This is a genomic window from Dactylosporangium thailandense (assembly GCF_059739745.1).
The window spans coordinates 530,391-541,472 of the sequence record NZ_AP029195.1 but is presented as its reverse complement, the minus strand read 5'-3'; the positions used below and the strand labels follow the sequence as shown (position 1 = coordinate 541,472).

13 protein-coding genes are annotated in these 11,082 nt (G+C 73.2%); 6 read left to right on the top strand and 7 right to left on the bottom strand.

Annotated elements, in window-relative coordinates; translation table 11 throughout:
- Window positions 1–42: 42 nt before the first annotated feature.
- Genes AC6JBM_RS02325 through AC6JBM_RS02305 form a run of 5 tightly spaced genes read right to left on the bottom strand, consistent with a single transcriptional unit; the run spans window position 43 to window position 3,631 of the window.
- Window positions 43–246, bottom strand: coding sequence for an MbtH family protein (locus AC6JBM_RS02325; RefSeq protein WP_350616595.1), 204 nt, complete (start codon window positions 244–246; stop codon window positions 43–45).
- Window positions 243–1,739 (bottom strand): tryptophan 7-halogenase, encoded by a 1,497-nt coding sequence (locus AC6JBM_RS02320; protein WP_497981950.1) that lies wholly within the window; start codon window positions 1,737–1,739, stop codon window positions 243–245. The genes AC6JBM_RS02325 and AC6JBM_RS02320 overlap by 4 nt, the downstream gene beginning before the upstream one ends.
- Window positions 1,736–1,984: a phosphopantetheine-binding protein gene (locus AC6JBM_RS02315; RefSeq protein WP_497981949.1), complete on the bottom strand. Its 249-nt coding sequence runs from the start codon at window positions 1,982–1,984 to the stop codon at window positions 1,736–1,738. The genes AC6JBM_RS02320 and AC6JBM_RS02315 overlap by 4 nt, the downstream gene beginning before the upstream one ends.
- 39 nt (window positions 1,985–2,023) lie before the next feature.
- Window positions 2,024–2,608 (bottom strand): GNAT family N-acetyltransferase, encoded by a 585-nt coding sequence (locus AC6JBM_RS02310; RefSeq protein WP_497981948.1) that lies wholly within the window; start codon window positions 2,606–2,608, stop codon window positions 2,024–2,026.
- A complete protein-coding gene (locus AC6JBM_RS02305) occupies window positions 2,609–3,631 on the bottom strand; it encodes an iron-siderophore ABC transporter substrate-binding protein (RefSeq protein ID WP_497981947.1) in 1,023 nt (340 codons plus the stop codon).
- A gap of 125 nt (window positions 3,632–3,756) precedes the next feature.
- On the opposite strand from AC6JBM_RS02305, the gene AC6JBM_RS02300 reads away from it, so the two are divergent.
- Genes AC6JBM_RS02300 through AC6JBM_RS02285 form a run of 4 tightly spaced genes read left to right on the top strand, consistent with a single transcriptional unit; the run spans window position 3,757 to window position 7,644 of the window.
- Complete coding sequence (locus AC6JBM_RS02300) at window positions 3,757–4,806, top strand: FecCD family ABC transporter permease (protein WP_497981946.1); 1,050 nt, start codon at window positions 3,757–3,759, stop codon at window positions 4,804–4,806.
- Window positions 4,803–5,801: a FecCD family ABC transporter permease gene (locus AC6JBM_RS02295; RefSeq protein ID WP_497981945.1), complete on the top strand. Its 999-nt coding sequence runs from the start codon at window positions 4,803–4,805 to the stop codon at window positions 5,799–5,801. Before AC6JBM_RS02300 ends, AC6JBM_RS02295 begins: the two co-directional genes overlap by 4 nt.
- Complete coding sequence (locus AC6JBM_RS02290) at window positions 5,798–6,589, top strand: ABC transporter ATP-binding protein (RefSeq protein ID WP_497981944.1); 792 nt, start codon at window positions 5,798–5,800, stop codon at window positions 6,587–6,589. The genes AC6JBM_RS02295 and AC6JBM_RS02290 overlap by 4 nt, the downstream gene beginning before the upstream one ends.
- Window positions 6,590–6,624: 35 nt before the next feature.
- Window positions 6,625–7,644 carry a zinc-dependent alcohol dehydrogenase gene (locus tag AC6JBM_RS02285; protein ID WP_497981943.1) on the top strand — a complete coding sequence of 340 codons (1,020 nt, stop codon included), beginning with the start codon at window positions 6,625–6,627 and terminating at the stop codon, window positions 7,642–7,644.
- A 7-nt stretch (window positions 7,645–7,651) separates the two neighbouring features.
- Here the strand turns inward: AC6JBM_RS02285 and AC6JBM_RS02280 are convergent, their stop codons facing one another.
- Window positions 7,652–8,380, bottom strand: a complete 729-nt coding sequence (locus tag AC6JBM_RS02280) for a SanA/YdcF family protein (protein ID WP_497981942.1) — start codon at window positions 8,378–8,380, stop codon at window positions 7,652–7,654.
- Between the two features lie 149 nt (window positions 8,381–8,529).
- On the opposite strand from AC6JBM_RS02280, the gene AC6JBM_RS02275 reads away from it, so the two are divergent.
- Entirely contained in the window at window positions 8,530–9,033 is a 504-nt protein-coding gene (locus tag AC6JBM_RS02275) for a hypothetical protein (RefSeq protein ID WP_497981941.1), read from the top strand.
- Between the two features lie 38 nt (window positions 9,034–9,071).
- On the top strand, window positions 9,072–9,491 hold the full coding sequence (locus tag AC6JBM_RS02270) for a hypothetical protein (protein ID WP_497981940.1): 420 nt from the start codon (window positions 9,072–9,074) through the stop codon (window positions 9,489–9,491).
- Window positions 9,492–9,513: 22 nt separating this feature from the next.
- On the opposite strand, the gene AC6JBM_RS02265 is transcribed toward AC6JBM_RS02270, so the two are convergent.
- Window positions 9,514–10,686, bottom strand: coding sequence for a leucine-rich repeat domain-containing protein (locus AC6JBM_RS02265; protein ID WP_497981939.1), 1,173 nt, complete (start codon window positions 10,684–10,686; stop codon window positions 9,514–9,516).
- Window positions 10,687–11,082 lie beyond the last annotated feature (396 nt).

The following is an 11,082-nucleotide window of genomic DNA, read 5'->3' as shown; positions in this document are numbered from 1 at the left end:
CGCACCGGGGCCGGCGCGGCGGGATGCGTGTGTGCGGACGCGTTACGAGGCGTAGAGGCTGGCCGGGCGCATGTCCGTCCAGTGCCGCTCGACGTATTCGAGGCAGGCGTCGCGCCCGTCCTCGCCGAACACCACCCGCCAGCCGGCCGGCACCTCGGCGAAGGCCGGCCAGAGCGAGTGCTGGTTCTCGTCGTTGACCAGCACGAAGTACCGGCCGTCGGCGTCCTCGAACGGGTTCGTGGTCATCGGGTCTCCTCCGGCCGGGCGGCGGGATCGGCCCACGAGAGGCCGTCGGGCGCCGGGACGAGCCCGCCGTCGAGCAGCGGCAGCTCCCGGGCCGCCTCGCCCTGCACGCCGCGGACCTGGATGTTGTTCATCTCGGCCATCACCTCGCGCACGACCGGGGTGCCGAAGAGGTGGTGCATGCGCTCGCCGGAGGTGGTCTGCATGCTGCCGGTCCGCTCCACCGCGCCGGCGAGGTCGTCGGAGGCGGCCTGGAACGTCCGCACCAGGGCCCGCTCGCCGGAGTGCGCGCCCGCGACCAGGGTCACGAACGCCTCCAGGTCGGTGGTGTCGAGGTTGGTGACCTTGCGGGCCTTCCAGAAGTACGACTCCTCGTTCGTCTGCATGTCGTAGAACGCGGAGAGGAACTCGTAGAAGACGCGGTACTCGCGGCGGTAGCGCCCCTCGAACTCCTCGAACACCCGCGCCTCGGCCAGGTCGCCGGCGAGCACGGTGTTGATCGAGCGGGCCGCGAGCAGGCCGGCGTAGGTGGCCAGGTGCACGCCGGTGGAGAACACCGGGTCGATGAAGCACGCGGCGTCGCCGACGAGGACCATGCCGGGGCGGTGGAACGTGCTGTTGGTGTACGAGTAGTCCTTGCGGGTGCGCAGCTCCCCGTAGACGCCCTCGGTGACCCGGGTGGCGTCGGCGAGGAAGTCCTTGACGATCGCGCATCGGTCGATGAACCCGTGCAGCGCCTGCTCCTGGTCGCCCTGCAGGCGGCTCGCGTGCTCGCGGCTGATCACGGCGCCGACGCTGGTGAGGGTGTCGGACAGCGGGATGTACCAGATCCAGCCCTCGTCGAACGCGGCGCACAGGATGTTGCCGGAGTCGGGGGCGGGCAGGCGCTTGCCGCCCTCGAAGTAGCCGAACAGCGCGATGTTCTTGAAGAACTCGGAGTAGATCCGCTCGCCGCCGACGTGCTGGTGCACGCGGCTGCGGTTGCCGGAGGCGTCGACGACGAACGTCGCGTGGATCTCGTGCTCGTTGCCGTCGGGGTCGGTGTAGCGCACCCCGCGCACCCGCTCCTCGTCGGCGATGACGTCGGTCACGGGGCTGTCCTCGCGCACGTCGACGCCGTTGCGCGCGGCGTTGCGCAGCAGGATGTCGTCGAACTTCATCCGCTCGACCTGGTAGGCGGTCGACGTCGGGCCGGACAGCTCGGGGGCCACGGCGAAGAGGAAGTTCCACGGCACCGGGTTGGTGCCCCAGCGGAAGCTGCCGCCGCGCTTGACGGTGAACCCGGCGTTCGCGAGCTCCTCGCTGACGCCGAGGATCCGGCCGATGCCGTGCACGGTCGAGGGGAGCAGGGACTCGCCGATCTGGTACCGCGGAAAGGTCTCCTTCTCCAGCAGCACCACCCGGTGCCCGCGCTTGGCGAGCAGCGTGGCGGCGGTCGATCCGCCGGGTCCGCCGCCGACGACCACGACGTCGGCGTTCTCGATGATCGGGCTCAACGCTTCTCCTCCAGCACGTTCGAGGCCTCCAGCCGCTGCGCCCAGGCCGCGACCGTCGGCTCCATCGCCAGGTCCAGGTATCCGGCCTCGAAGCCGGCGGCGCGCCAGCGGGTCGCCAGGCTCATCAGCCGGATCGAGTCGAGGCCGAGGTCGATCAGGTTGTCGTCGTCGGCGAACGCGGCGGGCTCCTCGGCGACTTCGGCGAGCGCCTCGGCGACGTCGCTGCGCATCCGCTCGATGTTCATTGGGGCGGCCTTCCGGGTTGTCAGGTTAGGCTAACCTTACTAATTCACGGCAGTAAAGAGGAGCTCGGCCCGTTTGTGGCCCAGGTCATGGATTCCGATGGACTGGAATCCGGCCCGCGCGAACATCCGGCGGGCGACCACGTGCCGCTCGTCGGGGTCGGCGAACACCCGCCGGCAGCGCGGGTCGGCCACGGCCAGGCCCTCGGCGATCGCGCGCACCATGGCCCGGCCGAGTCCCTGGCCGGTCCGCCGCGGGTCCCCGATCGCCAGGTGCACGCCCAGGTCGTAGGGGTCGGCGTCGTACTGCCGCCCGACCACGTCCCGCGGGGTGCGGTAGATCTCCACATAGGACAGCGGGTCACCCTCGAAGGAGACCAGGTACGGCCGGGAGTGCTCGCCCGCCAGCTGCGCCGCGAGCTCCTCGGCCCAGCGCCGCGCCGGCCACGCGGCGCGCCAGAACGCCTCCACGTGCGGCTCGCCCATCCACCGGCTGACCAGCTCGGCGTCGGCACCCCCGGCGGCGAGCGGGCGGATCGCCCACGGCGGGGCGAGGACCGGGGCGGGCGGGGGTCCCGCCGCGACGACCGCCGCGGCGAGGCCCGCCGTCACCTCTCGGCCGGACACTCAGCCGGTCGCCTTGGCCGCGGTCGAGATCGCCGGCAGGACGTTCTCGATGATGTACTGCACCGACAGCGGCGTCGGCGTGCGCAGCGCGGAGAACTGGGCCCCGCTCAGCGCCGCGTAGGAGCCGCGCTTGACCGCGGCCAGCCCCTTGAACAGCGCGCTGCCCTCGAGCTGGGGCTTGAGGCCGTCCTCGGCGTAGTAGACGAGCACCACGTCGGTGTCGAGCACCCCGACCTTCTCGAGGCTCAGCTGCACCGCGAAGTCCTCGCCCGGCAGCGCGGCCACGCCCGGGGCCAGCACCATGCCGAAGTCGTTGAGCATCTTGACCCCGGCGTCCTTGTCGGAGCGCAGCACGCCGATGGAGCCGGCCTCCCACATCTGGCTCAGCGAGAACTTCTTGCCGGCCAGTTCCGGGTGGTCCGACTTGGCCTTGGTGATCCTGGCCTCGACGTCGGTGACGATCTTCTCGGCGTCGGCCGGCCGGCCCACGGCCTTGGCGACCTGGCGCAGCGTGGTCTGCCACGAGTCCTCGAACGGGCCGGTGGTCTCGTAGGCGGTGGTCGGCGCGAGCTTGCTGAGCTTCTCGTACTCGTCCTTGATGTAGTAGTCGCCGCCGGCCAGGATCAGGTCTGGGTTCAGCGCCGCGATCTTCTCGATGTCGAAGCCGGTGTCGCCCGCGGTGAGCACGGCCGGCGTGCCGGCCAGCTTCGGCTTGGCCCACGGCGTGACACCGCCCTCGCCCGCGGACTCGGCGATGCCGACCGGCTGCACGCCCAGCATGAGCAGCGCGTCGAGGTCGGCGTCGGACAGGGCCACGATCCGCTGCGGCGCGGCCTTGATCTGCGCGGTCCCCAGCTTGTGCGTCAGCGCGACCGGGTAGCTCGCCGCCGCGGGCGCCGAGCCGGTCGCGGCCGCATCCTCGCTCTGGGCGTCGTCGCCGCACGCGCTGAGCAGCGCGATCCCGGCGGCGAAGGCGATCCCGGCCGCCGCGAACCGGCGGGCGGGACGCAGGGAAAAGGTCATGTCGGGCCTCACGTTCGGAGTTAGGTTAGGCTAACCTAAGCGATCATTCCGGTCGAGGGCAAGACGGCGCCCGATATTTGATAAGGCTAACCTTCGTTCGACGTTCAGCGATAGAGGTGACAATTTTGCCGGTAGTCGTCCCCCGGGTGAACGCCGCGCCGCCGCGGCCCGCCCGGCGCCCCCGACGGGCCGTCGCCCTGCTCGCGCTGCTGGCCGCGGCCGGCGCCGCGGTGCTGCTCAGCCTGGCCGTCGGCGCGCAGACGCTGAGCCCCGCCGCCGTGGCGCGGGCGATCGTCTCCCCCGCCACGGCGGCCCCCGAGGCCGTGGCGATCGTGCGTGAGCTGCGGCTGCCGCGCACGATCCTCGGCCTGCTCGTCGGGCTCGCCCTCGGGGCCGCGGGCGCGCTCATGCAGGGCCACACCCGCAACCCGATCGCCGACCCGGGCCTGCTCGGCGTCTCGGCCGGCGCCTCGTTCATGGTCGTGATCGGCATCCAGCTCGGCACCCGCACCCTCGCCGGGTACATCTGGTTCGCCTTCGCCGGCGCCCTGCTCGCCAGCGTGCTCGTCTTCGGCATCGCCGCCGGCCGGCGCGGCGGCCCGACCCCGGTCACGCTCGCCCTGGCGGGGCTCGCCATCAGCGCGCTGCTGGCCTCGTGCACCCAGGCGATGCTGCTGGCCGACAACGCCAGCCTCAACGTGTTCCGCTTCTGGGTCGTCGGCTCGCTGTCCGGCCGTGACGCGCACGTCGCCGCCCAGGTGGCCCCGTTCATCGCGGCCGGGCTGGGGCTCGCGCTGCTCAACGCGCCCGCGCTCAACGCGCTCGGCCTCGGCGAGGACGTCGCCCGCGCGCTCGGCCAGCGGGTCCTCGCGGCCCGCGCGGCCGGGGTCGCGGCGATCGTGCTGCTGGCCGGGGCGGCCACCGCGGCCTGCGGCCCGATCGCCTTCCTCGGCCTCATCGTGCCGCACCTGGCCCGCACGCTCACCGGCCCCGACCACCGCTGGCTGGTGCCCTGCTCGGCGCTGGCCGGCGCCGCGCTGCTGCTCGTCGCGGACACGCTCGGCCGGGTCGTGGTCAGCCCCGGCGAGCTGCAGACCGGGATCGTGCTCGCCGTCGTCGGCGCGCCGTTCTTCATCGCGCTCGTCCGGCGCCGCCGCGGGCTGGTCCGGCTGTGAGGCCCTACGCCCGGGCCGCCGCCGTCGGGGTGGCGGGGCTCGCCGCGGCCGTCGCGGTCGCCGTGTTCGCGATCGGGCGGGGCAGCTACGCGATCCCGCCCGGCACCGTGGTCGACGTCCTGCTCGGCGGCGGTACCCCCGGCCAGCGCCTGGTCGTGCTCGACCTGCGGCTGCCGCGCATCCTCGCGGCCCTGCTCGTGGGCGCGGCGCTGGCGCTGTCGGGCGCGCTCACCCAGACCTTCGCCCGCAACCCGCTCGCCACGCCGGACGTGCTCGGCGTGACCAGCGGCGCCTCGCTCGGGGCCGTCGCGCTCATCGTGCTCGGGGGCGGGGGCAGCGCGGCCGGGGTGCCCCTCGCGGCGCTGGCCGGCGGGCTGCTCGCGGCCGCGCTCGTCTACGTCCTCGCCTGGCGCCGGGGCATCGACGGCTACCGGCTGGTGCTCGTCGGGCTCGGCGTCGGCGAGATCGTGCAGAGCGGCGTGTCGTGGTTCCTGGTGCGGGCCGAGATCGTCGACGCCTACCGGGCCACGGTCTGGCTCAACGGCTCGGTCGCGGGCGTCGAGTGGGACCGGGTGCGCCCGCTCGCCGTCGCCCTGGCCGTGCTGCTGCCCGCGGCCCTCGCCACCGGGTTCACGCTCAAGGCGATCCAGTTCGACGACGACGTGGCGCGGGCGCTGGGCGTACGCCTGCAGCTCGCGCGCCTGGCCGTCGTGCTGACCGCGATCGCCCTGGCCGCGGCCGCCGTGTCCGCCGCCGGCCCGATCGAGTTCGTCGCCTTCGTGGTGCCCCAGGTCGCGCTGCGCCTGTGCGGCGGCTCCCGCCCGCCCCTGCTCACCTCGGCCGTGCTCGGCGCGCTGCTCGTGGTCGCCGCCGATCTGCTCGCCCGCACGGTGCTGCCCGGCCGCGAGCTGCCGGTCGGCCTCGTCACCGCGATCGTGGGCGCCCCCTACCTGCTCTGGCTGCTCGTGCGCACGAACCGGAGGAACTCGGCATGACCACTCGGCTTCAGGCCCGGGGGCTGCGGCTCGCCTACGGCGACCGCGTCGTCGTCGACGGCCTCGACCTCGACGTGCCCCCGGGGGCCGTCACCGCCGTCGTCGGGCCCAACGGCTGCGGCAAGTCCACGCTGCTGCGCGCGCTCGGCCGGCTGCTGCGCCCGCGGGCCGGCGAGGTGCTCCTGGACGGGCGGCGCATCGAGCGCATCCCCACCCGCGAGGTGGCCCGGGTCCTCGGCCTGCTGCCGCAGAGCCCGGTCGCGCCGGACGGGCTCACCGTCGCCGACCTCGTCATGCGCGGCCGCCACCCGCACCAGAACTGGTTGCGCCAGTGGTCGGCCGCCGACGAGGCGATCGTCGCCGAGGCGCTGGCGTGGACGGACATGCTCGACCTCGCCGGCCGCCCCGTCGACGCGCTCTCCGGCGGCCAGCGCCAGCGCGCCTGGCTGTCCATGGCGCTCGCCCAGGGCACCGAGATCCTGCTGCTGGACGAGCCGACGACGTACCTGGACCTGTCCCACCAGATCGACGTGCTCGACCTGGTGTCGCGGCTGCACCGCGAGCGCGGCCGGACGATCGTGATGGTGCTGCACGACCTGAACCTGGCCGCCCGCTACGCCGACCACGTGGTGGCGATGCGCGGCGGCGCCATCGTGGCGCAGGGCGAGCCGGCGGCGGTGCTCACCCCCGAGCTGCTGTCGTCGGTCTTCGGGCTGGAGGCGCTCGTGATCCCGGACCCGGCGACGGGTACGCCGCTCGTGGTCCCATTGCCCGGAGTTGGGGCCTAGCGTTGCTGCCCAGAGTTGCTGCCTAGAGTTGCGGTGTGAATCTCAGCGCGCGACTGCACGCGGCCGGTGACGTCCGGCTGGCCGCGGAGCCCGTGCCCGTGCCCGGCGCGGGCGAGAGCCTCGTCGAGGTGACCGCGGTCGGGCTGTGCGGGTCGGATCTGCACTGGTACGCGGAGGGCGGCATCGGCGACGCCCGCATCGCGCACCCGATCGTCGGCGGGCACGAGATGGCCGGGGTCGTGCGCGGCGGCGCGCTGGACGGCGTGCGGGTCGCGATCGACCCGGCGATCCCGTGCCACCGCTGCGACCTGTGCCGGGCCGGGCACCCGAACCTCTGCCGCGACATCGTCTTCGCCGGGCACGGCCGGCGCGACGGGGGGCTGCAGCAGTACCTGGCGTGGCCGACCGACCGCCTGCATCCCCTGCCCGAGGCCCTCACCGACGCCGACGGCGCGATGCTCGAGCCGCTGGGCGTCGCCGTCCACGCGGTCGACCTGGGCCACGTGCCCCTCGGCGCCGACGTCGCGGTGCTCGGCTGCGGCCCGATCGGGCTGCTGCTGATCCAGGTCGCCCGCGCCGCCGGCGCCGCCCGGGTGCTCGCCACCGACCCGCTCCCCCACCGCCGCATGGCCGCCGTCGCCTACGGTGCGGACGTCGTGCTCGACCCGGCCGCCGCCGGCGTCGCCGATGCCCTCGCGGACTTCACGGACGGCCGCGGCGCCGACGTCGCCTTCGAGATCGCCGGCACCGACGCCGCCATCGAGGCCGCCGTCACCGTGGTGCGCCCCGGCGGCCGGGTCGTGCTCGGCGGCATCCCGAGCACCGACACGTCGGCGTTCCCGGCGGCGGCCGCCCGGCGCAAGGGCCTCACGTTCGCGATGGTGCGGCGGATGAAGGAGGTGTACCCGCGGGCGCTCGCCCTCGTCACCGGGGGCCGGGCGGACGTGCGGTCCCTGGTGAGCCACCGCTACCCGCTGACCTCGGTGGCCGAGGCGTTCCCCGTCGCCAACGCCCGCAAGGGCCTGAAGGTCCTCGTCGAGCCGGCCGGGCCCTGACCCGGCGTCAGGATGTGTGGGCGGCGATCGCGTCGGCCAGGCTGCGGTCCGGCGGGGACTGCACGGCCGGCGGGCGCAGTCGCGTGGCGTCCCAGGCCGCCTTCCACGCCGCGCCGACGTCCCGGGCGCGGTTCTTCCAGATCGTGATCTGCCGGCAGCCATCGCACCCCGACGGCACGCCCCAGGCGTCGACGCCGACGCGGCGGCAGAGGGTGACCGCACGGTACAGGTGGATGTCCTGGCTCACGAGGAGCGCCCTGGTCACGCCGTAGACGTCGTGCGCGCGGCGGCAGGTGTCGTAGGTGTCCAGGCCGTAGGGGTCGACGACGACGCGGGACCGCTCGACGCCGTGCTGGGCGAGGTAGTCCCCCATCACCCGGACCTCGTTGCCCGAGCCGCCGTGCGCGTCGCCGGAGATGAGCAGCGCCTTCACCTTGCCGGCGGCGACGAGCTCGGCGGCCTTGTCGAGGCGGTTGCGCAGGAAGGTCATCGGGTCCTGGCCGCCGGGCGCGACCTGGGCCCCGAAGACGATCGCGACGTCGGCGGCCGGCGCCTGCGCGACGGCGACGAGGCGCCCGGAGGACGACGCGTGGACCCACGCGGTCGGGACCATCACGACCGCGACGAGCAGCACCGCCACGGCCGCGAGGCGCAGCAGCACCCGGCGCCGGCGGCGGGGCGGCCGGGCCGGCTGCGGTGCCGCGGCCTCGCCGGGTGCGGTGTCCGTGTTCGCCATGCGGGCAGCATGTCACGGCCCGGCAAGGGGTGGAACGGCCTGGAACGGGTCCAGGGATCTCGTGGCACGAATCCTGGATCACACGCGATCGGCCCGGCCATAGCGTCAGACGTATCGATGCACCACCGACCGCTGCCGGGAGGCACACCATGAACCGTCCGAGCGTCCGCCTCTCGATCGCCGTCGCCGCGATCGCCCTCGCCGGGCTGAGCACCGCCGCCTGCTCCGGCGACGACCCGGCCGGGTCGCCGGACATGGTGCCGGCCGGCGCCACGTCCTCGCTCAAGCCGAGCCCGACGAAGCAGAGCAAGCCCAAGGGCGACACGAAGATCGTCGAGTTCAAGATCGTCCAGCAGCCGAAGTGCCCCGAGGGCACCGCCGTGTACCGTGCCGACGCCGTACCCGTGATCATCAAGTGGAAGGTCGCCGGCGCCACCGGGATCGGGCTGTCGGTGGACAACCCGGACCTGCCCGGCAGCTACGGCAACTACCCCGCGAGCGGCACGGAGACGTTCACGTTCTCCTGCGGCGGCCCGGTCGGCAGCGTCGAGACGCACACGTACACGATCACCACCACCGGCGGCAAGCAGACCAAGAAGGCTCAGGTCAAGGCGTCGGCGAAGGTCATGGACACCGGCCGCGGCGGCAACTGACGCCGCGGCACCGCCCGGCCATGCGCGATGATGTCGCCATGGGAGTGATCTACGACTATTTCGCCGCCGACTCCGACGAGCAGGCGGCCGCGGCGCTCGACCTGCCCGGCGGCCCCGGCGGGCCGGACGCCCACGACGGCCCGGTGGTCTCGTGCCGCATCGACCCCGCGGTGCGCCTCGGCGAGCTCGCGCGGCTGCTCGCCGGCGTCGACCGCTCGTCCGGGGCGCCGATCGCGGCGACCCCGGACTTCGACCAGCTGGTGCTCCCGATCAGCCCGGACCTGCGCGCCGCCCTGGCCGCCGCGACCCCGGCCGAGCTCGACGCGGTCGCCGATCCCTGGTCGCGCATCGAGGAGTTCGACGGCGGCTTCGCCCCGCCCGACGCGGCCGAGTTCCTGCACTCGCTCGCCGAGGTGAGCCGCGCCGGCAAGGGCCTTTACTCCTGGATCTGCATCTAAGACCGCGTCTCAGGCGCGCGCGTCAGTACCGGTTGGGCTTGGCCTCTACCTTCGTGGTCGCCGAAACGCGGGGCTTCCCGGTGAACGAGTTGAACCTGGCGCGAACCAATTGCAGCCGGTCGAGCCCCTGCACCGACTCGGGCAGTTCGGTGAGCAGGTTCTCGTCGAGGTAGAGCGCGCGCAACGCGTGCAGGTTGCCGATCGAGTCGGGCAATGAGCGCAGCTTGTTGTGCGACAGGTTCAAGGTCTCCAGCTGGCGGAGCCGGCCGATCGACTCGGGGACCGTCGCGAGCTCAAGGCCGGAGAGGTACAGCGAGGTCAGTGCTGTGAGATTGCCGATCGACTCGGGCAACTCGGTCAGCCGACCGCTGCTGCGGATGCCGAGCTCGGTCAGCCGGGTCAACTCGCCGATCCAGGCGGGCACCTCGCTCACCGCACCGGTCAAGTAGAGATGTTCGAGCGCGGTGCAGCCGCGCAGCTGCGCCGGGAACTCGGCGAAATGGTTGGATCCCAACGACAGCGCGGTCAGGTTGACGAGGTCGGCGAACGACTCCGGCAAGGCGGTGAGCTGGTTCATGTTGAGATCCAGCCCGGTCAGACAGGACAGCTTGCCGATCGATTCGGGCAGCGCCACGATCGCGTTGTGGCGCAGCTGGAGCGAGTGGAGACCGCCGAGATCGCAAATCGTCTCCGGCAGCGCGTCGATCTCGTTGTCGTCGGCGCGAAGGTCGACGAGGGCGGCCAGCCCGCCGATGTTGTCGGGCAGCCGGGTCAGCTTGTTGCCGGTGACGCGAAGGGTGTGCAAGGAGCGCAGGTCCGCGCACCAGTCGGGCAGCGTCGCGAACTCGTTGTGGCCGAGCTGCAGCGTGGTCAGCGCGGCGAGGTCGCGCATCCGGTCGGGCAGCGTCCGCAGTTGGTTTCGACTGGCCGTGAGGTGCTGGAGCGCGACCAGCTCGCCGATCTCGTCGGGCAGCGCGGTGAGCTGGTTGTTGTCGAGGCGTAGCTCGGTCAGCGCGGTCAGGTCGCCGATCCAGGCCGGCAGCGCGGTCAGCCGGTTGTCGCTCAGATCGAGTGTGGTGACCGTGGTGAGATCTCGGATGGCCGGACGAAGCCTCGTGAGCCGGCGGCCGGACAGGTCGAGGTGGGTGCCGCCGTTCGTGCGGACGTCCTTGATGATCTCGTCTGTCGTGGGCATGCGTTGCCAACCGTTTCCGTTGAGGGCGGGGTGTTCGGCACCCTAGTAGCCCTCCGCAACCCCGTCTGCGACCTACTTGCGGCTCGTGCCGGACGCCAGACCGGCAGGCGGGCAGCGCCGGTGGGCCTCGGCGGGGGTGGCCGGCCCGTCGGGGGCGAAGGAGACGCGGGCGACGAGCGGCTCGCCGCGAACACTAGGGCGCCGCCGGCGGGGACGCCACCGCATCGCCGGCGGCGGAAGCTTGTCGAGCACCTTGCCGTCCGCACAGCGGCCGGCTCGAACACCCGGCCGGGACACCAACGCTCTACATTCAGCCTCCAAATGAGACGCGGTCTAACTGTCGGGTTTCGGCGGGGGCGGCGACTTGCCCGGAATTGGGCGGGTCAAGCTCGGCTA

Coding starts and splice junctions, on each gene's coding strand:
- AC6JBM_RS02325 (WP_350616595.1), bottom strand. CDS start 246: ATGACCACGAACCCGTTCGAGGACGCCGACGGCCGGTACTTCGTGCTG.
- AC6JBM_RS02315 (WP_497981949.1), bottom strand. CDS start 1,984: ATGAACATCGAGCGGATGCGCAGCGACGTCGCCGAGGCGCTCGCCGAA.
- AC6JBM_RS02305 (WP_497981947.1), bottom strand. CDS start 3,631: ATGACCTTTTCCCTGCGTCCCGCCCGCCGGTTCGCGGCGGCCGGGATC.
- AC6JBM_RS02290 (WP_497981944.1), top strand. CDS start 5,798: ATGACCACTCGGCTTCAGGCCCGGGGGCTGCGGCTCGCCTACGGCGAC.
- AC6JBM_RS02280 (WP_497981942.1), bottom strand. CDS start 8,380: ATGGCGAACACGGACACCGCACCCGGCGAGGCCGCGGCACCGCAGCCG.
- AC6JBM_RS02275 (WP_497981941.1), top strand. CDS start 8,530: ATGAACCGTCCGAGCGTCCGCCTCTCGATCGCCGTCGCCGCGATCGCC.
- AC6JBM_RS02270 (WP_497981940.1), top strand. CDS start 9,072: ATGGGAGTGATCTACGACTATTTCGCCGCCGACTCCGACGAGCAGGCG.
- AC6JBM_RS02265 (WP_497981939.1), bottom strand. CDS start 10,686: ATGCCCACGACAGACGAGATCATCAAGGACGTCCGCACGAACGGCGGC.